General features: G+C 67.1%; 14 protein-coding genes. 11 read left to right on the forward strand and 3 right to left on the reverse strand.

Annotation, left to right across the window (positions count from 1 at the left end; translation table 11 throughout):
- From ACYQ4T_RS00005 to ACYQ4T_RS00020, 4 genes are all read left to right on the forward strand, one after another.
- On the forward strand, positions 1-2,461 hold a 2,461-nt coding region (locus tag ACYQ4T_RS00005), incomplete at its 5' end, for a beta strand repeat-containing protein (RefSeq protein WP_459849650.1).
- Positions 2,462-2,765: 304 nt separating this feature from the next.
- On the forward strand, positions 2,766-9,095 hold the full coding sequence (locus ACYQ4T_RS00010) for an Ig-like domain-containing protein (RefSeq protein ID WP_459849653.1): 6,330 nt from the start codon (positions 2,766-2,768) through the stop codon (positions 9,093-9,095).
- A gap of 152 nt (positions 9,096-9,247) precedes the next feature.
- A complete protein-coding gene (locus tag ACYQ4T_RS00015) occupies positions 9,248-10,015 on the forward strand; it encodes a DUF72 domain-containing protein (protein ID WP_459849655.1) in 768 nt (255 codons plus the stop codon).
- 25 nt (positions 10,016-10,040) lie between these two features.
- Complete coding sequence (locus tag ACYQ4T_RS00020; RefSeq protein WP_459849658.1) at positions 10,041-10,778, forward strand: DUF3750 domain-containing protein; 738 nt, start codon at positions 10,041-10,043, stop codon at positions 10,776-10,778.
- Here ACYQ4T_RS00020 and ACYQ4T_RS00025 read toward each other — a convergent pair.
- The gene (locus tag ACYQ4T_RS00025) at positions 10,767-11,852 is read right to left on the reverse strand and encodes an NAD(P)H-dependent flavin oxidoreductase (protein ID WP_459849661.1); all 1,086 of its coding nucleotides are present in this window, start codon (positions 11,850-11,852) and stop codon (positions 10,767-10,769) included. The two genes, ACYQ4T_RS00020 and ACYQ4T_RS00025, sit on opposite strands and share 12 nt — an antisense overlap.
- 148 nt (positions 11,853-12,000) lie before the next feature.
- Between ACYQ4T_RS00025 and ACYQ4T_RS00030 the strand changes: the two genes are divergently transcribed.
- The 5 genes from ACYQ4T_RS00030 (at position 12,001) to ACYQ4T_RS00050 (ending at position 16,737) form a co-directional block, all read left to right on the forward strand.
- The gene (locus tag ACYQ4T_RS00030; protein ID WP_459849664.1) at positions 12,001-13,515 is read left to right on the forward strand and encodes a sensor histidine kinase; all 1,515 of its coding nucleotides are present in this window, start codon (positions 12,001-12,003) and stop codon (positions 13,513-13,515) included.
- Positions 13,512-13,952: a response regulator gene (locus ACYQ4T_RS00035; protein WP_459849667.1), complete on the forward strand. Its 441-nt coding sequence runs from the start codon at positions 13,512-13,514 to the stop codon at positions 13,950-13,952. The genes ACYQ4T_RS00030 and ACYQ4T_RS00035 overlap by 4 nt, the downstream gene beginning before the upstream one ends.
- Positions 13,953-13,965: 13 nt before the next feature.
- Positions 13,966-15,033 (forward strand): response regulator, encoded by a 1,068-nt coding sequence (locus ACYQ4T_RS00040; protein WP_459849670.1) that lies wholly within the window; start codon positions 13,966-13,968, stop codon positions 15,031-15,033.
- A 95-nt stretch (positions 15,034-15,128) separates the two neighbouring features.
- Positions 15,129-15,500: a YciI family protein gene (locus ACYQ4T_RS00045; RefSeq protein ID WP_459849673.1), complete on the forward strand. Its 372-nt coding sequence runs from the start codon at positions 15,129-15,131 to the stop codon at positions 15,498-15,500.
- Positions 15,481-16,737: an RNA polymerase sigma factor gene (locus tag ACYQ4T_RS00050; protein WP_459849676.1), complete on the forward strand. Its 1,257-nt coding sequence runs from the start codon at positions 15,481-15,483 to the stop codon at positions 16,735-16,737. The genes ACYQ4T_RS00045 and ACYQ4T_RS00050 overlap by 20 nt, the downstream gene beginning before the upstream one ends.
- Here the strand turns inward: ACYQ4T_RS00050 and ACYQ4T_RS00055 are convergent.
- On the reverse strand, positions 16,734-17,435 hold the full coding sequence (locus ACYQ4T_RS00055) for a DUF1194 domain-containing protein (RefSeq protein WP_459849678.1): 702 nt from the start codon (positions 17,433-17,435) through the stop codon (positions 16,734-16,736). The genes ACYQ4T_RS00050 and ACYQ4T_RS00055 overlap by 4 nt on opposite strands.
- Positions 17,436-17,734: 299 nt before the next feature.
- Here ACYQ4T_RS00055 and ACYQ4T_RS00060 point away from each other — a divergent pair, with 299 nt between their 5' ends.
- Complete coding sequence (locus tag ACYQ4T_RS00060; RefSeq protein ID WP_459849680.1) at positions 17,735-19,681, forward strand: ATP-binding protein; 1,947 nt, start codon at positions 17,735-17,737, stop codon at positions 19,679-19,681.
- 14 nt (positions 19,682-19,695) lie between these two features.
- On the opposite strand, the gene ACYQ4T_RS00065 is transcribed toward ACYQ4T_RS00060, so the two are convergent.
- Positions 19,696-20,457 carry a class I SAM-dependent methyltransferase gene (locus ACYQ4T_RS00065; protein ID WP_459849683.1) on the reverse strand — a complete coding sequence of 254 codons (762 nt, stop codon included), beginning with the start codon at positions 20,455-20,457 and terminating at the stop codon, positions 19,696-19,698.
- A gap of 70 nt (positions 20,458-20,527) precedes the next feature.
- Here ACYQ4T_RS00065 and gloB point away from each other — a divergent pair, with 70 nt between their 5' ends.
- Complete coding sequence (gene gloB / locus ACYQ4T_RS00070; protein ID WP_459849686.1) at positions 20,528-21,301, forward strand: hydroxyacylglutathione hydrolase; 774 nt, start codon at positions 20,528-20,530, stop codon at positions 21,299-21,301.
- The last annotated feature ends 93 nt before the right edge of the window (positions 21,302-21,394 follow it).

Genomic DNA, 21,394 nt, shown 5'->3' on the forward strand with positions numbered 1-21,394 from the left:
CAACCTCAACTCCGGCCCGAACCCCGGCACCAACACGGTGCTCAATGCCGAGAGCTTCGACATCACCATCACCGACGACAAGGGCAACACCTCGGTCGATACCGTGAAGGTCGATGTCATCGACGACGTACCCACGGCCACGCTCGACACCAAATCCCTCAACGCCGGTGCCTCGACCAGCGGCAATGTCGAGACCAACGATGTATTCGGCGCCGACGGCAAGTCGGGCTCGGGCGTGGTCGGCGTGGCCACCGGCAGCAATACCGCTTCGCCGGTTTCCGGCAGCCTTAACACCGACATCGTCACCAGCCTCGGCACGCTGAAGCTGCAGGCCGACGGCAGCTACACCTACACCGCCAAGCCGAATGTCTCGGGCGTGGATCATTTCGTCTACACGATCCAGGACGGCGACGGCGACACGTCCACGACCACGCTCGACATCACCGTCAACAACGTGGCCCTGAAGACCGACACCCAGATCGTGACGGTCAACGAGGCGGCCCTCGACACCACCCAGGATCCGCTGGATCTCGCCGCCAGCACCAAGACCGGCTCCAACCCGTCCTCGCCGGATGAGACCAAGACCGGCAAGCTCACGCTCGACCCGGGCATCACCGCGACCGCCGGCGACTATACCGGCAGCTTCGGCAAGCTGCATGTCGATGCCGACGGCAGCTTCACCTACACCCTCACCACCAACATGAACTCGGGTGCGATCGCCGGCGCCAACACGGTATTGGATGCCGAGGTCTTCAACATCCAGATCCAGGATGCCTTCGGCAACAAGGCCACCGACACGATCAAGATCAACGTGATCGACGACGTGCCTCAGGCCTTCAACCCGGTCGACCAGAGCCTGTTGAATTCCAACCTGGGCGGCACCATCACCGGCGGGCTCGACATCGCCGGCCATACCGGCGCCGACGGCTACGGCGCGATCGTGTTCAGCGGCGGCACCGACGGTTCCAAGGCGATGCTGGCCGACGGCACCACGCCGATGCTCTACCAGACCCACAACATCCTGCTGACCGGCTTCGGCACCACCACCCTGACCGGCATCGCCGACGTTAACAACAACGGCAAGATCGACTCCGGCGAGACCACGGTCTTCACCGTCAAGCTCGACGGCGCTGCCGATCGCTACGAGTTCGATCTGCTGAAGCCGATCGACAACGGCGCCAAGATCGACTTCACCGACTTGAGCAACGCCAAGGCCGGCAACGGCAGCTGGCTCGGCGTCGGCGCCGATGCCGGCGATGCAACGACCCGGGATCTGCTCTACACCTCCAGGACCACGGGCGAGACGGTCAACAGCTCGAAGAACGACATCGGCTCCAACAACCAGTGGATCGATTTCGGCGAGGCGATCCGCATGGATTTCGTCAACGGCCTGGTCACCGACGCCGGCAGCTACAACTTCGCCAGCCACTACCAGGTCCAGGACTTCCAGTTCACCGTCGCCCAGGTCCAGGGCGGCGGGACGACCAACGTCAAGCTGTCGGCCTTTGACGTCACGACCCAGGCCAACAACACCGCCACCACGAATGCCGATTTCCTGCTCCAGACGGCGGTGATGCTCGCCGCCGGCGAGCTGGTGGTGTTCCGGGGCGGGAATGACATCACCTCGACCCTCACCATCACCTTCACCTCCGGCGTCGCCACCATCAACGGCCTGCAGGCCGGCGACGTCATCCAGATCGACGAGGCGACCGGCTTCGACCGCCTGCTGATCGAGGCGGCCGACAGCAAGGCCAACGACTTCGCGGTCACGGCCGCCAAGGTGCTGAACACCTCGACCGGCGTCGATCTCGACGCCAAGTTCGAGACCACGCTGACCGATGGCGACGGCGACACTTCGAAGGGGCAGTATATCGGCATCAACCTGCAGACCGACGACGGCCAGGCCCATACCTTCACCGGCGGCGCCGGCAACGACACCATCCACGGCGGCAGCGGCAACGACACGCTCAACGGCGCCGGCGGCAACGATTTCATCTTCGGCGATGCCGGCAACGACACCATGCTCTACGACAGCGCCGACAAGTATGACGGCGGCGCCGGCTTCGACCGGGTCCAGGTGACCAGCGGCGGCACCTCGCTGACCTACGACAGCGCCAGGTTCATCGGCATCGAGATGATCGACCTCGGCGACAGCAGCGACCGCACCGGCGCCGGCCAGAACACCCTCGCGCTGAGTGCCACCGATGTGATCGCCGCCAACGGCGGTACGACGGTCGGCACGGTCGCCGGCCACCAGATCAACTTCTTCGTCATCGGCGACACCGCCGGGCCGACCACCGCCGACCACGACAACGTGGTCATGACCGGCTTCGGCGCCAAGCTCGCCACCGGCAGCTTCGTCGATCCGATCACCAACGCCTCGCACACCTATGATGTCTACGCCACCACCGCCAACCCGGCGGTCAAGGTGGCGATCGAGCAGAATCTCGACGTCAGCTGATCCCGGGCGGAGAGCCCCTGACAGAGTGCTCCGTTCCGGTAGGGACCTCCCCTCGCCATAGGGGAGGTCCCCCTTTCCATAGGAGCCGCAAGCCTCATCCCCTGAGGTATGGATTTACGAAGATTAACGAGAATTTGCAGGTATTTTTGCGCAAACCCCGCTGACTCACATTATGGTATAAATATTAACCAACCTCTCGCCCCCACCTTCGGACTACCTCCGAATTAACCTCCCCGCCATTCGTGGTGACGGGAGCGCCGCTCCGACCACGCGGTGAAGGGAGCGCCTGCGGGCGCGGGGTGATATGGCGAACGATCTCAGCAATCCGGTCCAGGCCAACCAGGCTTCCGGCGACGGCTTCTTCGAGCACGGCGCGGAGCAGGACAGCCTGTTCGGCAGCGTCCAGCTGGCCCAGGCGACCCAGGCCTCGGCCCCCGGCCAGACCATCCAGGTGGCCGCGCCGCAGGCGGCCACCGGACCGGTGGTGATCCGGGTCGAGGTCGCCCCCGGCAGCACCGTCGAGCTCCCGCAGCCCTTCGCGGCCGATGCCGCGCTGATGGCGCGGGAAGGCGACGGCAACCTGGCGATCCGCGTCGGCGAGGTCACGGTCATCCTCCAGGGCTATGTCGACGCCAACCAGCAGGTGCCGGTCACCATCGAGGGCGCCGACAACCAGCCGATCGACATCGCGACCATCCTCGCCTCGACCGATCCCACCATCGACATCCAGACCGCCGCGGGCCCGGGCGATGCCGGCCAGGGCGGGCAGGGCGCCGACAACACGGGCGCAATCCTGTCCCAGCTCGAGGACGGCGCCGGCCTCGGCGGGTTGGACTCGGTCGGCACCCAGGACCAGACCGAGCTCGGCTATCGGACCATCGACGCCAGCATCCGCAACGACTTCGCCGACACCCTGGTGACCGCCGATACCTTCGGCTTCAGCGTCGGCGCGATCTCGGGCACCTTCGGCGAGGGCTTCCTGCGCGACCCCGCGCAGACCACCCCGATCGGCAGCTTCGAAACCTTCCTGCAGGAATACCAGGACGCGGTCGAGCATCCGGGCCAGGCGATGTATGCCGGCTGGGCCGACTTCCACGGCACCGGCGTCACCGGCGGCGATTTCCAGGAATATCTCGACCAGACCAGCAAGACCACCACGGTCGACGTCAACTTCACTGGCGAGACCGGCGATCTGGTGCTGACCGGCATCGCCGACGGCGTGCAGTCGAACCACAGCGATCTCAAGCCCGAGTTCCGCGACGACGGCCATACGATGTTCCTGCGCCGCGAGTCCGACGACGCACTGGTTGCCGTGGTCCATGTCGAGGGCCCGGACGCCGACGGCCATTTCGTGATCCAGACCTTCCTGATCAACCGTCTCGACCATCCGGGTGCCGGCGAGGGCGATGCCGGCAAGGACTCGATGGACATCGAGATCCTGTTCAAGGTCTATGACGGCCCGGCGCCGAACCCGGAGCAGCAGGAGCAGCCGCTCGAGGGCGGCGTGAGCAACGACCTTCCGCCGGAGCCCACGTCACCCTCGACCGACGGCAGCTTCAAGGCGAGCTTCAGCGACGACGTGCCGATCCTCGAGGACGTCGCCTATCATAACCAGCACGACATGAAGACGCCGGCGCGCGAAAGCGTCGTCGCCGGCGGCAGCAACACCGGCCTGATCGACGAGGATTGGATCCGCGGCGGCGCCCACGACAAGGGCGCCGACGGCAACAACAATCCCGGCGAGAACGGCGACACCGGCGGCGGCAAATGCGTCACCGGCTGCATCAACGTCAACTTCGGCGCCGACGGCGCGGCAAACAGCGACGTCAAAGGCGAGGGCGACAAGCAGGCTTTCGTGCTCGACACCACGCAGTATCAGCTCGGCCAGGCCTTCCCCTACGGCGATCACGGCCTGACCTCCGGCGGCCAGACCCTGGTCGTGCTCTCGGTCAGCGGCGACCACCTGACCGTCGGCATCGCCGATGCGAAGCAGCAGGGCCTGGTCGAGAGCGAGGTCAGCGACGAGACCCCGACCGATCCGATCCCGGGCTGCACCGTCTTCACCCTGACCCTCGACCAGGATACCGGCCACTTCAGCTTCGAGCTCAAGGGCCCGCTCGACCATGGCGATTCGATCTTCGGCGGCGAGACCGGCACCTCGGCGCTGGTGGTGGAGCAGCCCGAGAACACCATCCCGCTCGAGTTCCACGTCAGCGCCTATGACGACGACGGCGACTGGGTCGATGCGGCGATCAACATCGACGTCAACGACGACATGCCGGTCGCGCGCGACGACAGCACCACCGTCTCAGCCGGCAGCCACGACCCGATCTCCGGCAACGTGATCACCGGCGCCGGCGACATCATCCCCGCCTCCGGCCAGGACTCGGAAGGCGCCGACCATGCGCAGGTCGCCGGCGTCTTTGCCGGAACCGGTTCCGGCGGCGAGAACGACAAGGTCGGCACGGAGATCCAGGGCCAGTACGGCAAGCTCACGCTCAACGCCGACGGCAGCTATACCTATACCCGCGATGCCTATAGCGCGGGCGGCGTCGACGACGTCTTCACCTACACGCTGAAGGACGGCGACGGCGACACCAGCACCGCCACCCTCACTGTCCGCATCAACGATGCCGAGGTGGACATCCATCTGCCGGCCCGCGGCGCCGAGACCACGGTCTACGAAGCCGGTCTCCCGGCCCGCGGCGCCGAGCCCGAAGGCAGCAATGCCGCGGCGGATTCCGAGCAGACCGGCGGCACCGTCACCATCACCGCCCCGGACGGCATCAGGACCCTGGAGATCGGCGGCAGCACGCTGACGCTGGCCGAGCTCAAGGACCTCGGCGCCAACCCGCACGAGATCGAGGACGCGACCGGCAAGCTGACGCTGACCGGCTTCGACGAATCGAGCGGCGCGCTCAGCTACACCTATGTCCTCAAGGACAACACCGACGCCAACAGCACCAGCTCCGTCAGCTTCGAGATCAAGGTCACCGATGTCGATGACGAGGAAGCCACCGCGACCCTGAAGATCGACATCGTCGATGACGAGCCGACCGCGAACTGCGACACCCTCGGGCTCAACGAACCCCAACCGCCGACCACCGATGTGCAGTTCATCATCGACGTCTCCGGCAGCATGGAGAACTACCACACCGGCGTCTCCGGCTATCCGGACAACGCGATCGGCCTGGTCCGCTACTCGATCGAGCAGATGCTGAACGCGCATCCCGAGATCCAGAACGTCCAGTTCGTGCTGTTCGACGACAACGCTTCCCACAGCGTCTGGATGACCGCGGCCGACGCGCTCAACTACGTGAAGGACAGCGACAACTTCGACAACGGCGGCGGCAACACCAACTACGACAAGGCCCTGACTGAGGCGATGGGCGCCTTCGACGACGCGCGTCCGCTGCCGCAGGGCGACCAGTCCCTGGTCTACTTCTTCTCCGACGGCAACCCGAACGAGCCGCACAGCGATCCCGGCATCACCGACGAGGGCAACGGCGCCTCGCAGGTTTCGATCCAGGAATGGACCGACTTCGTCAACGCCAACGACATCACCAATGTCTTTGCCGTCGGCATCGGCAGCCTGAGCGGCAGCGAGACGGCCGACCTCAGCGCGATTTCCTATCCCGACACCGATACCGCGCCGACCGGCCAGGAGGACAACCTCCTCGGCATCAGTTCGACCGGGAATGTCGGGACGCTGCTCAGCAGCCTGAACAACGCCATGACGCCGACGGTGAGCCCGATCATCGGCAACGTGCTCGACAACGACGTGTCGGGCGCCGACGATTACGGCGCAGGCAAGCTCACCATGGTCTCGTATGACAGCATCAACTATGTCTTCAACGCGACCACCCACGAGCACACGATCGACCTCGGCGCCGGCCGCGGATCGCTGTTGATCAATGACGACGGCACCTACACCTACACGCCGCCGGCCAAGAATGCGAACGGCAAGCCGTTCTACGTCGAATACACGATCCAGGACGGCGACGGCGACGTCTCCACCGCCAAGCTGAAGATCGACATCAACACCCGCCCCGAGACCGACCTCAACGGCAACGACCAGGGCGCCGACAACAGCGCGCATTTCGTCGAGGACAGCGGTGCGGTCCAGATCTCGCCGAGCGGCACCGTCAAGGACGACGGCGACATCCACTCCATGACGGTGACGCTCGCCAACCGTCCGGACGGCGATGCCACCGAGGGGCTGAGCCTCAATGTCTTCGCCCAGCAGGCGGTCGACGACAACGGCCTGAACGTCACCTACGCCAACGGCGTGCTGACCATCTCCGGGTCGCCGGTCGCGACTTCGGTCTACCAGACCATTCTCCAGGGCATCCTCTACAACAACAGCAGCCAGGCGCCGAACGAGACCGACCGTCACATCACCGTGGTCGTGAATGACGGCACCTTCGACAGCGTCGCCCACGAGATCGATCTCTGCGTGACCTCGGTCAACGACGCGCCGGACGCGACCATCTTCCTGGACCCCTACTCGGCGAACGAGGACCAGGTGATCACGCTGTCCGGCCCCGGCAAGATGTCGATCAGCGACGCGGACTCCGGCAACGAGGACGTGACCGTCACGCTCTCGGTCAGTCAGGGCATCATCGATGTCACCAAAGGCAACAGCGGCGTCACGGTCGCCAACGACGAGACCAGCTCGGTGAAGCTCACCGGCTCGGTGGCGGAGATCAACGCGCTGCTCCACGGCACCGGCGCGGGCGGCCAGGGCAAGATCACCTATCTCAACACCAACGACTCGCCGCAGGCCCAGGTCACGCTGACCCTCAAGGTCGACGACAAGGGCGAGACCGGCGCCGGCGGCGCCAAGACCGACACCGACACCGCGACCATCAACGTCGCCAATGTCAACGACAAGCCGGTGACCGACCTCAACGGCGGCAGCTACGGCTCCGACCACGAGGTGTTCTTCAAGGAGGACAACGGCGCGATCCTGATTGCGCCCTCGGCCACCATCTCCGACGACACCGGCAAGCTGCTCTCGATGACGGTCGGCCTCGCCAGCCGCCCGGACGGCGCCCTCGAGTCGCTGTCGCTGAACTCGGCGGCGGAAACCGCGCGCAGCAACGCCGGGATCTCGATCAGCAACGTCAACGGCGTGATCACGCTCTCCAGCGCCGCGCCGGTCGATGTCGCGGTGTTCCAGGCCATCTTCCGCGGCATCGTCTATAACAACGACAGCAACAACCCGACCACCAGCGACCGCACCGTGACGGTGACGGTGACGGACGAGGGCAACCTCGTCAGCACCAGCCACACCATCTGGGTCGATGTCGACGCGACCAACGACGCGCCGACGGCCACCATCACGCCGCTCACCTACAACGCGGTCGAGCAGACCAGCCTGGTCCTCTCGGGAACCGGCCTCTCGATCGGCGACGTGGACTCCAAGAACGGCGTGATGACCTTGACGCTCAAGGTCGGCGAGGGCGAGCTCAACATCACCAAGGGTTCGACCGGCGTCTCGGTCTTCGGCAACGGCGATGACACGGTCACGATCACCGGCACCCTCACGCAGATCAACAATCTGCTGGCCGGCAGCAACGGCGGCGTCGTTTCCTACTTCAACAACGACGACACGCCGTCCAGCCAGACCACCCTCACCATGAAGATCAACGACGAGGGCTTCACCGGCGGCGGCGATCTCACCGCCACCGACACCGCGATCATCTATATCCAGGATACCAACGAGGCACCGGTCGCCCACGACGACAACGTCGTCACCAATGCCGGCTCCAACCTGTTCAACATCCCGGAATGGGCGCTGCTCTACAACGACAGCGACGCGGACAGCAGCAAGAGCAGCTTCGACCTGATCGCGGGCGCGGCCGCCGTCTTCAGTGCCAGCGGCGGCTCGGCGTCCCATACCAACGGCACCGGCGCGGAAGGCTTCGTGAGCTTCACCGACAGCGGCGGCAACGGCGGCTCCTTCGACTACAAGATGACCGACGGCGCCGGTGGCCAGGACACCGGCCATGTCACCGTCAGCCAGGACACCAACGGGACGCTGAGCGGCTCCAATGGCGACGACATCGTCGTGGTCTACGGCAACGGCGGGACCACCGTCGATGCCGCTGGCGGCAACGACATCGTGATCGGCGGTGGCGGCGACGACAAGCTGGACGGCGGATCGGGCAGCGACCTGATCTTCGGCGGCGCCGGCGACGACACCATGGTGTTCGGCAGCGGCGACAAGTACGACGGCGGCGCCGGTTTCGACCAGGTCAAGAACGCCAACGGCAACACGAATTTCTCCTACGACAAGGACTCCTACCTTGGCGTCGAGATGGTCGATATCGGCGACACCAACGACCGATCCTTCAGCCAGAACACCTTCGCGCTGAATGCCGGGGACCTGGTGGCCGGGGCGACCGGCACCTCGCTCAGCGGGCACTCGATCGCGCTCTACGTGATCGGCGACCAGAGCGGCAACTCGAGCGGCCGCGACAACGTCGATCTGACCGGCTTCAACCTGACCGCGGTCGCGACCAACGTCAGCTTCAAGGACAGCGTCACCGACACGACGCACTTCTTCAACATCTACGAGGCCGCCGGCGGCGTGAAAGTCGCGGTGGAGAACGGCCTCGACGTCTCGTAATCGGCCGGAACCAGGATCCCACGGTTCCGACCGGACCCCGGACCTCCCCCTCGCCAGGGGGAGGTCCTCTTCCTTTCAGCTACGGGTGGAAAACCGCTGCGTCACACGCTAAGTCTTCTGAAGGCGATGAAGGCGATGAAGGCGAGGCTGGCATGGCGGCGAAATCAAAGACCAAGTCCACCGGCGGCGCGATCCGCGTCGGGATCGGCGGCTGGACCTTCGAACCCTGGCGCGGCGTGTTCTATCCCAAGGATCTCTCGCAGAAGCGCGAGCTGGAATATGCCGCGAGCAAGCTCAGCTCGATCGAGATCAACGGCACCTATTATTCCACCTTCAAGCCGCCGAGCTGGATCAAATGGCGCGAGGAGACGCCGAAGGACTTCGTCTTCGCGGTCAAGGCCTCGCGCTTCTGCACCAACCGCAAGGAGCTGGCCGGGGCGGGGGAGTCGGTCACCCGCTTCATCAACCAGGGTCTGCACGAGCTTGGCGACAAGCTCGGGCCGATCAACTGGCAGTTCATGGGCACCAAGAAATTCGACGCGCAGGATTTCGGTGCCTTCCTGAAGCTGCTGCCCAAGGAAGTGAACAAGCTGCCGCTGCGCCACGCCATGGAAGTACGCAACCCGAGCTTCAACTGCGAGGAATTCTACGAACTCTGCCGCAAGCACAACGCCGCCATCGTCTATGCCCATGACGCGGATTTTCCGGAGATCGACGAAGCGACCGCCGACTTCACCTATGCCCGCCTCATGCAGAGCCAGGAAGAGGTGACCACCGGCTACCCGCCGAAGCAACTCGACGCCTGGGCAAAGCGCGCTAAGGACTGGGCCAAGCGCGGCGACGCCTTCGTCTATTTCATCTCCGGCGCCAAGGTCCGCAACCCCGCGGCCGCCCAGGCCCTGATCGAACGGGTCGCGTAAGGGCGGAATGCGCCGCGGGGTGACGATGCTGTTGTGGTTCTTCCTGATCGGCTTCGCGCTCCCGATCGGCGTCTCGGCCGCGCTCTATTACGGCGGCACCGAGGCCAAGGCGGATTGGCGCACGGCGGATCGCAGCAGCGCCGGCCTGCTCGAGCAACCGCTGCTGCATCGCGATGCGGTGATCCGCATCTATGCCGCGCGCACCGTGCGCTGGCGCGGCGTCTTCGCGGTGCATTGCTGGCTGGTCTACAAGCCGAAGGGCGCCGCTGCCTATACCCGCTACGACTACACCGCCTGGACCGAGCTCCCCGTGCGCATGAACGGCTATGCGCCGGACGGCCGCTGGTTCGGCCGCGCGCCCGAGACGGTCTATGCGCTGGACGGCGTGGCGGCGGAGCGGCTGATTCCGCAGATCGAGGACGCGATCCGCGCCTATCCTCTGCGCGAAGCCGGCGATTACCGCGCTTGGCCGGGGCCGAACTCGAACACCTTCATCCAGGCCATCCTCGATGCCGTGCCGGAGATCGACGCGACCCTGCCGGCGCTGGCGATCGGCAAGGACTATCCCTATGACGGCAAGTGGTTGCGCACGACCGCCGACGGCGCCGGCTTCCGGCTGAGTCTTTCCGGCTATGCCGGTATCACCCTGGGCTGGCGCGAGGGCCTCGCGGTCGACATCGCGGGCGCCGCGATCCGCCTCGATCTGCGGCGGCCGGCGATCGAGCTCCCCGGCCTCGGCCGCTTCGGGCTGTCACCCGCCTAGCCGCGCCAGTGCCTCACTGGCCAGCTTGCGGGTCAATTCCCCCGCCGGCATCTCGACCCCGAGCCGCGCCGCTTGGCCCGCCCACATATTGCTGAACTCGCCCGATCCCTTGGCCTCCGCGACCTTGCGCAAGGGGATGAGCGCGCCGCCGGCCAGCGGAAAGCGCGGCACGTCGGCGGAGAGCGGACCGATCTCGCGCATGATCCGGTTCGCAATCCCACGCGCCGGCCGCCCGGTGAAGAGGTTGGTCACCATGGTGTCGTCATCCGCGGCGGTCTTCAGCGCCGCGCGGTGCCAGGCGGGGATCTTCGCCTCCGGGGTGAAGAGATAGGCGGTGCCGATCTGCACCGCCGATGCGCCGAGCGCAAGAGCCGCGACGATGCCGCGCGCATCGGCGATGCCGCCGGCGGCGATCACCGGCACCTTCACCGCGTCCGCCACCTGCGGCACCAGGACGAAGGTCCCGACCTGCCGCGCCATCGCGCGCGCCGGGTCATCGCCTAGGAAGATGCCGCGATGCCCGCCCGCCTCATAGCCCATGGCGATGACGGCATCGCAGCCCTTCGCTTCCAGCCATTGCGCTTCCTTGACCGTGGTCGCCGAGCCGATCACCTTGGCGCCGGTAGCCTTCACCCGCTGGAGCAATTCCGGCTCCGGCAGGCCGAAATGGAAGCTCGCGACCTCGGGGCGGGTTTCCTCGACCCAGGCGCAGAAGGCGGCGTCGAAGGGCGTCCGCCCGCCCGGCGGCGAAGCCATATCCGGATCGAGGCCCAGCTCGTGGTAGTAATCCGCCAGCCGCGCCCGCCAGCGCCGGTCCTCCGCCGCATCGGGCTGCGGCATGCGGTGGCAGAAGAAGTTCACATTGACCGGCCGCTGGGTCGCGGCCCGCACCTGGGCGAGCGCCGCCCGGGCCCCGGCGAGGTCGTATTGCGCGCAGGGCAGGGACCCGAGCCCGCCCGCCGCGCAGACCGCGATCGCCATTTCCGGGGTCGAGGCGCCCGCCATCGGCGCCTGCAGGATCGGCAGCTCGATGTTGAAGAGATCGAGGATACGGCGGTCAGGCCAAGCGGTCATGACGAATCCTTCCGGGGCCAGAAGCAGGGCGAATGGTAGCCGCCGCAACGACTTCTGGCTCTGAAAATCGGGGTCCCGCGGCTGCTTTGCGCCGGCCGCGCATTTGATCTACAACGGGGTCCCTCGAAATTGAGCGACCTCCCCAAGCATGCTTCGCCAAGGCTATCGGGCTCCGGCCCAGCGGCTTCTGCTGATCGTCGGATTCGCCGTGGTGCTCACCATGGGGGCGATCTCGCTCATCCTGATCCGGCAGTCGCTGACGGCGACATCCGGGGTTGATCACTCGCTGACGGTGCTCAATGTCATCGCCAACCTGCGCGCCGATCTGCGCCGGGCGGAAAGCGGCCAGCGCGGCTTCCTGCTGACCGGCGAGGCCGCCTATCTCAACGACTACAACGCCACCTTGGGCCGGATCTCGCCGGCGCTGGACGTGCTCGGGAAATTGACCAGCGACAACCCGACCCAGAAAGCCACCATCGACCGCCTGCGCCCGCTGATCGAGGAGAAGCTCGGGGAACTGGCCGGGACCGTCACGCTCACGCTCCAGGGCCGCGCCGCGGAGGCGCTGGCCGCGGTCAAGACCGACCGCGGCCTCAGTCTGATGCAGGATATCGGCGAGGCCTATCGCGACGCCAACGCCGAGGAGCGTCGCCTGCTCGACGAACGGCGCAGCTCCGGTACCGCCTTCCAGGTGGCACTGATCGTCGTGAACAGCGCCGGCGTGCTGGCGATCGGCGGCCTTGCCTATGCCTCCTATCTTCTCTTCCGCCGCAGCGCCCGCGAGATCATCGAGAGCGAGCGGGCGTTGAAGGAGCTGAACGAGGGTCTGGAGGCGCGGGTCCAGGAGCGCACCGCCGAGCTGGAAGCCGCCAACCAGGAGGTGCAGCGCTTCGCCTATGTCGTGACCCACGATCTCCGCTCGCCGCTGGTGAACATCATGGGCTTCACCAGCGAGCTCGAGGTGCTGCGCGACCAGATGTTCCAGCGGCTGGAAGCACCGGCGGGTCCGAGCGACTTCACCGAAGCGCCGGCCGCACCGGACGTGGTGGATGTCGCCGTGCTGCGCAAGGATTTCGACGAGGCGATCCATTTCATCAAGACCTCGATCGGCAAGATGGACGGCTTGATCAAGGCGATCCTCACCCTGTCGCGCGCCGGCCGCCGCGAGCTTCTGATCCAGCGCATCGATCTCAACGACGTGCTGCAGGTGATCGCGGCGGATGTCGAGCACCGTCTGCGCGAGGCCGGGGCGGAGCTCGTGGTCGGCCGGCTGCCGGCGGTCCGCAGCGACCGCATGGCGCTCGAGCAGATCCTCTCCAACCTGGTCGACAACGCGCTGAAATACCTGCGCGACGGCGTTCCGGGCCGGATCGAGGTCAGGGCCGAGGAGACGCCGCGCGAGTTCCGGATCAGCGTGATCGACAACGGCCGCGGTATTGCGCCGGCCGACCGCGAGCGGGTGTTCGACCTGTTCCGCCGTGCCGGCGCCCAGGACAAGCCGGGCGAGGGCATCGGCCTTGCGCATTCGCGTGGACTCGCGCGCCGTATCGGCGGCACGATCCAGCTCGAAGAGGCGCCCGGCGGCGGCTCGGTCTTCACCTTGGTGCTTTCGAAATTGTGGATGGCGCGCCAGCCGGTCGCGCAGGGAGGGATGGCAGCATGAGCAAGCAGGAACCGCTGACGATCATCATGATCGAGGACGACGAGGGCCATGCGACCCTGATCGAGCGCAACATCCGCCGCGCCGGCGTCAGCAACGAGATCGTCAAGTTCGCCTCGGGCCAGCCGGCGCTGGACTACCTGATCGGCGGCGGCGGCAAGCCGGGCGTGAAGAACGGCAAGCCCTACATGGTGCTGCTCGATCTCAACCTGCCCGACATGTCTGGCGTCGACATCCTGAAGAAGCTGAAGGAAACGCCGAAGACGGAGCGGATCCCGGTGATCGTCCTCACCACCACCGACGACAAGAACGAGATCCAGCGCTGCTACGACCTCGGCGCCAACGTCTATGTGACCAAGCCGGTCAATTACGAGAACTTCGCCAACGCGATCCGCCAGCTCGGCCTGTTCTTCTCGGTCGTGCAGGTGCCAGAGCTTTGAAATCGGAACGCTGATGTCTCGATCGATGCCGCGCGTCCTCTACATCGACGACGACCAGGGCCTCTGCCTCGTCGTCAAGCGCGACCTGGAGCGCAACGGCTATTCCATGGACATGGCGCATGACGGCGTCTCCGGCCTTGCACGGATCGTGGCGGAGCATTACGACGCGATCATCCTCGACCACCACATGCCGGGCCGCGACGGGCTTTCGATCCTGGGCGAGATCGCCAAGCTCGACGACCCGCCGCCGGTGGTCTACGTGACCGGCGAGGCCGAGGGCAAGGTCGCGGTGGCGGCCTTGAAGGCCGGCGCCGAGGAATACGTGATCAAGGAGGCGAGCGCCGACTTCCTGCCGCTGCTCCGCGCCGGGGTCGCCGGCGCGATCGCGCAGCGCGAGATCCGCCGCGCCCATGCCGCCGCGGAAGCCGAGGTCCGCGAGGCGCGCGACCGCTTCGAGAATCTCGCCAAGGAACGCGAGGTGCTGATCCGCGAGATCAACCACCGCATCGGCAACAGCCTCCAGTTGGTGAATGCCTTCCTGCGCCTGCAGGCGGGGGCCGCCTCGCAGCCGGAGACCAAGACCGCGCTCTCCAACGCCCAGGTCCGGGTGAATGCGATCGGCCACGTGCATCGCCAGCTCTATACCGGCAGCGACGTGCGCGAGATCGACCTCGGGCGCTATCTCGAGGACCTGGTGATCGACCTCCGGAAGGCGCTCGGCACCGAGACCGGCGCGCATCTCTCGGTCGCGGCCGAGGCGATTCTCACCACCACCGACCGCGCCGTCTCGATCGGCATGATGGTGACCGAGCTGGTCTTGAACGCTGCCAAATACGCCTATCCCCCGGGCCAGCACGGCCCGGTCCGCGTGATCTGCCGCGCCACGGCCGGCGGCGGGGTGGAGCTGGTCGTCGAGGACGACGGGGTTGGGATGGATGCGGCTGCGCCGGCCAAGGGCGGGGGGCTGGGCCAGAAGATCGTCGGCATGATGAGCACCAAGCTCAAGGCGGAAATCAGCCGGGACCCGGCGCATAAGGGCGTGCGGACGGTGATCCGGATTCCGGAAGCCCCGCCGGCCTGAAGTTTTCTCGCCCGGCCTGTCGAAATCGCCGGCTTCCGCCCGTCACGCTTTTGTCGGAGCATCCTGCCCGGCTTGAGCCAAGGGAGCGAGGAATCATGAAATACATGCTGTTGATCTATGTGGACGAGGCCAAGGGCGCGCAGATCCGCAAGCAGGTCGGCGACGCCGAGATGTCGGCGCCCTATATCGCCTATACCGAGGCGCTGCAGAAGGCCGGCGTCATCGTCGGCGGCGATCGGCTGCAGCCGACCGGGACCGCCACCACGGTCCGGGTCAGCGACGGCAAGACCCAGGTGCTGAACGGCCCCTATGCCGAGACCCGCGAGCAGCTCGCCGGCTATTACATGATCGACGTGCCGGACCTCGATCAGGCGCTGTCCTGGGCGGCCCGCTGCCCGGGCGCCGCGCATGGCACGGTCGAGGTCCGCCCGCTCTGGACCATGGCGCGTGACCCCAGGGCTTCCTGAGGGACGGGATCGCGATGCGCGCGCCGTCGCGGAAGCGGCGGCGCGCCGCAGCTACGGCAAGCTCGTCGCCTTCCTCGCCGCGCAAAGCCGCGACCTGGCCGCGGCCGAAGACGCCCTGGCGGAGGCCTTTGCCAGCGCGCTCGCCGACTGGCCGCGAAACGGCGTGCCGGACAATCCCGAAGCCTGGCTGCTCACTGCCGCGCGGCGCCGCGCGATAGACGCGGTGCGCCGCAAGCAGAGCGCCGCGCTGGGTGAAGCACACCTCACGCTGATGGCGGAAGAGCTGGAGGAAGCCGCCGCCAACCCCGCGGCAATCCCCGACCGCCGCCTGGCGCTCATGTTCGCCTGCGCCCATCCGGCGATCGAGCCTTCGATCCGCGCGCCGCTGATCCTGCAATGCGTGCTCGGCTTCGACGCGGTGGCGATCGGTTCGGCCTTTCTGGTGGCGCCGGCGACCATGGGCCAGCGCCTGGTCCGCGCCAAGACCAAGATCCGCGCCGCCGGCATTCCGTTTCGCATCCCCGAGCGCGAGGAACTGGCGCGGCGCCTGGAGGCCGTGCTGGACGCGCTCTACGCGGTCTTCGGCGAAGGCTGGTCCGGCATGGACCTTAAGCGTCGCGACCTCTCCGGCGAGGCGGTCTGGCTCGGCCGCCTGGTGGTCGAGCTGCTGCCCGGCCAGGCGGAAGCCCTGGGCCTGCTGGCGCTGATGCTGCATGCCGATGCCCGCCGTGACGCACGCCGGGATACGCAAGGCAACTTCGTGCCGCTGACCGAGCAGGAGATGCGGCTGTGGAACCACGCCACCATCACCGACGCCGATGCCCTGCTCACCCGCGCGAAGCAGCTCGGCGAGATCGGCCGCTATCAGTTGGAAGCCGCGGTGCAATCGGCCCATGCCGCCCGCCGCCATCTCGGCCATTCCGACTGGCCGGCCATCGTCATGCTTTATGACGGGCTGCTGGCGCTCACTGCCTCGCCGGTGGTCGCGGTCAACCGCGCCGTGGCCTTGGCGGAAGTGCAGGGCGCCGCCGCCGGCCTCGCCGCGCTCGATGCGATCGCCGCCGACAGGCGCATCGCCGAGTACCAGCCCTATTGGGCGGCGCGGGCGGCGCTGCTGTCGCGGCTCGGCGACCGCGAGGGCGCGGACAATGCCTATGCGCTGGCAATCGGCCTCGAGACTGATCCGGCCTTGCGCGCCTTCCTGCAGAAGCAGCGCGCCGCACTCGGCGCCGGCTAGAGGCTGGCGATCTCCTGGATCAACTTCTGCCTGAGCGCCCGGGCGAAGTCGGCGCGGGTCTGCGCCGGGATCACGAAGGCCGCGAAGCCGCCGATCACCGTCTGCTCATAGACCTCGACCAGCCAGGGCCGGCCGCCGGGGCCGAGCCGGTCGTCCTGCAGGATTGCGAGTGCGTTGATCGTGATTCCCAGCTTGACCGCCATGTCGCGGGCGAGCGTCGCGGAGACGCGGCTTCGCATATCGGGATTGTCGCCGGAAACGTCGATCACCTTGCGGGTCGGCGTGCAGGGACAGGCATAGATCGCATCGGTCGCGCGCACGATGCCGTCGCCGATCGCATTGTAGCTCTGCATCACGCGCGGCGCCGATCGCACCGCATCGGCGAAGGCGCCGGCACTGGCTTCATCGCCGACGATATGCCAGTCGACCGCCTGCACGGCGCCGGCCGGCGTGCCCCATTCCACCAGCGCGATGGCGATCCGGCCATGCCGCCCGCCCTTGATCGCGCCGAGCACTTCGGCGTCGTTGACGGCGCCCGCGATGCCGTCGCGCTGCAGCGCGAACTCCTCGGTATCGATGCTGCCCGAGGCATCGACCACCAGGACCAGGGCGACATCGACCGGCGGCTTATCCTGCGCGGAAGCCACACCGCAGAGGACCAGACCGCACGCCGCCAAGAACAATCTCAGTGCACGCATCGCATCCTCCGCATAAGCGAGGCCGTCAGTCTAACGCGCCCCGCAGATCACCGGCGTCTGATCGGCGGGGCGCACGGCCGATCGCATCAACCCGGGGCTGTGATGCCCGATTGGGCGGCGCCGGCACGCCGCGATTGGCCGCCGGCCGGTGGCGGGCTTGCCCCGGTTGTTCAGCTGCTTAAAATGCCTAAAACTAGTTTTAAATCAATAGATTACCGAAGAGCGGGAAAGCCGGGCCGGCCCCCGTTGCGCCTGTGCTAAAATGCCTAGCAAGGTTGCATGAGGGACGCGGGCAAGGGATGGCCGGCAAATCCGAGGAGATCGCTGGGCTGCCCGCCGACGCCAGGCCCGCGGAACGGCATTTGCCGAAGCTGGGCGATCTGCGCCACGGCATCGCGCTCCGCCTGCTGGTGTTCGTGCTGCTGTTCAGCTCGGCGGTCACCCTGGTCCTGACCGCGGTCCAGCTTTATCTCGACTACCGCTTCGACGTCGGCGCGATCGAGCAGCGCCTGGCCGAGGTCGAGCGCGGCTATATCAGCAGCCTCGCCGAGGGCCTTTGGCAACTCGACCGGCGGCAACTCGAGCTGCAGCTGAGCGGCATCGCCAGCCTGCCCGAGGTGAGCTATGCCGCGGTGGTCGAATCCGGCAACGGCGGCAGCCCGCTGGCGGTCGCGATCGGCACCGAGGGCGCAGGCTCGGTGCTGCGCCGGGAGATCCCGATCGTCTATGACGACAAGGGCGGCCGGCAGGTGATCGGCCGCTTCGTGGTCGAGGCCAGCCTCGCCGGCGTCTATCAGCGGCTGATCGAGAGCGCGCTGGTGATCCTGATCAGCCAGGGGGCCAAGACCTTCCTGGTCTCGGCCTTTATCGTTTTCGTGTTCTACCGGCTCGTCGGCCGGCACCTCTTCCAGATCGCCCGCGCCGTCGCCGGCTACAATCCCGGGCATCCCGCGGCGCCGCTCATGCTCAATCGCGCGCGGCGCAAGGAGGCCGACGAGCTGGATCGCGTCGTCTCGGCGTTCAACGACCTCAGCGCCAGCCTGCAGCGCTCCTATGGCGAACTGCAGCAGGCCAATGCCGACCTGAAGCGCGATGTCGCCGCCCGCGTCGCGGCCGAGGCGGCGCTGCGCGAGAGCGAGGAGCGCTTTCACGATTATGCGGTTGCGGCCTCCGACTGGTTCTGGGAGACCGGGCCCGACCATCGCATCACCTATCTGTCGCCGAGCGTCGGCCAGCACGGCTTCGATGCCGGCGCCTTCCTCGGCCGCCCGCGCTGGGAGAAGGCGGTGGATCGCGAGGCGGAGGCGGAGAAGTGGCGCGAGCACGGCGCCCTGCTGGAGCGGCATGAGCCGTTCCGCGGCCTGACCTACCGCATCCGCCGCCCGGATGGAACGATGGTCTATGCCGAGACCAGCGGCCGGCCGGTGTTCGACGCGGCCGGGGTGTTCAAGGGCTATCGCGGCATCGCCCGCGATGTGACCGCCATCGTCGATGCCGAGAACGCCTTGCGCGAAGCGCGCGACCAGGCGGAGCAGGCGAGCCGGGCGAAGAGCCTGTTCCTCGCCAACATGAGCCACGAGCTGCGCACGCCCTTGAACGCGATCATCGGCTTGTCCGAGATGATCGACAGCCAGATCCTCGGTCCCGACCATCCGAAGTATCGGGAATACGCCGCCGACATCCGCACCAGCGGGAAGCACCTGTTGCGCATCATCAACGAAGTGCTGGACATTGCCAAGATCGAGGCCGGCAAGTTCGTGCTCGAGGAGAGCGAGGTCGATCTCGGGGCGCTGGCCGAGGAGGCCGCGCGGATCCTGGCGCTCGAGGTCGAGAAGGCGGAGCTGACGCTGACCACGCGCGTGCCGCCGGACCTGCCGCGGGTGCGGGTCGATGCCGGCGCGATCCGCCGCATCCTGTTCAACCTGCTCTCCAACGCGCTCAAGTTCACGCCGCCCCAGGGCGCGGTCCTGCTGTCGACCGCCGAGCTCGAGCAGGGGATCGAAATCGTCGTCAGCGACACCGGCATCGGCATCGCGAAGGGGGACCTGCCGAAGCTGATGCAGCCCTTCACCCAGGTAGAGGGCGCCTATCAGCGGCGCTATCGCGGCACCGGACTGGGGCTCGCGATCGTCCGGGCCCTGGTCGAGCTGCATGGCGGGACGATGACGCTCGAAAGCGATCCCGGCCGCGGCACAAGGGTCAAGGTGCTGCTGCCGGAGAGCCGCATCCTGCGGCCGGGACCCTAGGGGTCAGGCCCCGATTATCCGGTAAGTCCGTCGCGGCGCAGCGGCACCACGCGGCCGGTCGCCACGTTGGGCAGCGGCACCAGCACCGGCTTGGCGCGGCGCGGCGCTTTTACCGGCTTGGCGCCATAGAGCTGCTTGGTCGCCTCGATGATGACGGCGCCGGCGAGGCCGGCGAACCAGTTGTTGGCGAAACGCTCCCAGCCCGGCGCCCCGGAGAGCCAGGCGCGCGACCGGAGCGGCATGAAGTGGAGCGCGCGCGCGGTCTGCAGCGGCGTGAAGGAGGTGCTGCGCAGCAGCCGGGAGAGCTGGCCCGCCGAATAGGATTGCCCGAAGCCGAAGGGTGTCCGCTCGGTCAATGACCAGACGCTGCGCCGGCTCGGCACCACCACCATCAGCCGCCCGCCGCCGGAGAGCACGCGCCAGGCCTCGCGCAGCATGTCGCCGGGATGCTCGGAGGATTCCAGCGCGTGGACCATCAGCACCCGGTCGATCGAGAAATCCTGGAATGGCAGCTCGGTCTCGTCGGCGAAGGTGACGAGGTTGCGCTGGCCCACCGGCCAGTGGATGACGCCTTGCCCGGCCGGCATCAGCGCCAGCACCCGTTCCGCCTCGTTGATGAAGGGCGCGAGATAGGGGGTCGCGAAACCGAGGCCGAGCAGCGACTGGCCGGTCACATCCGGCCAGAGCGCACGAATCCGCGCCTGCAGCAGCCGGCGGGTCACCGCGCCGAGCGGCGTCTGGTAGAAGTCATGCAGATCGACGACGTCCTGCCACATGGCGTTGATTATGCCACAACCGCTGCTAAGGTCAGCGGCCGATTTCTGCCAGGATTACAGGGAGTTCAGCATGCCGGCCCCGCTCCAGATCACGCTCGTCCCGATGCTCAAGGACAACTACGCCTATCTCATCCATGACGCCGCGAGCGGGGCGACGGCGATCCTCGATCCTTCCGAGGCGGCGCCCGGCCTGAAGGCCGCGGCGAAACGGGGCTGGACCTTGACGCATGTGCTGGACACCCATCATCACAACGATCATTGCGGCGGTAATCTCGGCATCAAGCAGGCGACCGGCGCCAAGGTGGTCGGCCCGGCCTACGACCGCGAGCGCATTCCCGGCATCGACCTCGCGGTCGATGAGAAATCCGGCTTCGACTTCGCCGGGCATCACGCGCAGGTGCTGTTCATCCCCGGCCATACCAAGGGCCATATCGCCTTTCACTTCCCGGATTCCCAGGCGGTGTTCTGCGGCGACACCTTGTTCTCGATCGGCTGCGGCCGGATGTTCGAGGGGACTTCCGACGTCATGTGGCCGTCGCTGCTGAAGCTGCGCGCGCTGCCGGACGACACCCGGATCTATTGCGGCCATGAATACACCGAGGCCAACATCCGCTTCGCGCTCGCCGCCGATCCCGACAACGCGGCGCTGAAGCAGCGCGCGGCGGCGGCGAAGCAGCTCCGCGCCGCGGGCCGGCCGACCATTCCCGCCGTCCTTGGCGACGAGAAGAAGTCGAATCCCTTCCTGCGCGCCGACGCGCCGGAACTGAAGGCCCGGTTCGGCGGCCAGGACAAGCCCGACCACGAGATCTTCGGCGCCATCCGCGCCGCCAAGGACCGTTTCTAGCATTGATTCGTCATGGCCGGGCTCGACCCGGCCATCTCCATCCGGCGCGAGATTGCCGGATCAAGCCCGGCAATGACGAATATTGAGTAGGAC

The organism is Dongia sp. agr-C8, from assembly GCF_054658695.1.

Coding starts and splice junctions, on each gene's coding strand:
- ACYQ4T_RS00035 (WP_459849667.1), top strand. CDS start 13,512: ATGAGCAAGCAGGAACCGCTGACGATCATCATGATCGAGGACGACGAG.
- ACYQ4T_RS00065 (WP_459849683.1), bottom strand. CDS start 20,457: ATGTGGCAGGACGTCGTCGATCTGCATGACTTCTACCAGACGCCGCTC.
- ACYQ4T_RS00015 (WP_459849655.1), top strand. CDS start 9,248: ATGGCGGCGAAATCAAAGACCAAGTCCACCGGCGGCGCGATCCGCGTC.
- ACYQ4T_RS00030 (WP_459849664.1), top strand. CDS start 12,001: ATGCTTCGCCAAGGCTATCGGGCTCCGGCCCAGCGGCTTCTGCTGATC.
- ACYQ4T_RS00040 (WP_459849670.1), top strand. CDS start 13,966: ATGTCTCGATCGATGCCGCGCGTCCTCTACATCGACGACGACCAGGGC.
- ACYQ4T_RS00055 (WP_459849678.1), bottom strand. CDS start 17,435: ATGCGTGCACTGAGATTGTTCTTGGCGGCGTGCGGTCTGGTCCTCTGC.
- ACYQ4T_RS00060 (WP_459849680.1), top strand. CDS start 17,735: ATGGCCGGCAAATCCGAGGAGATCGCTGGGCTGCCCGCCGACGCCAGG.
- ACYQ4T_RS00045 (WP_459849673.1), top strand. CDS start 15,129: ATGAAATACATGCTGTTGATCTATGTGGACGAGGCCAAGGGCGCGCAG.
- ACYQ4T_RS00025 (WP_459849661.1), bottom strand. CDS start 11,852: ATGACCGCTTGGCCTGACCGCCGTATCCTCGATCTCTTCAACATCGAG.
- ACYQ4T_RS00010 (WP_459849653.1), top strand. CDS start 2,766: ATGGCGAACGATCTCAGCAATCCGGTCCAGGCCAACCAGGCTTCCGGC.
- gloB (WP_459849686.1), top strand. CDS start 20,528: ATGCCGGCCCCGCTCCAGATCACGCTCGTCCCGATGCTCAAGGACAAC.
- ACYQ4T_RS00020 (WP_459849658.1), top strand. CDS start 10,041: ATGCTGTTGTGGTTCTTCCTGATCGGCTTCGCGCTCCCGATCGGCGTC.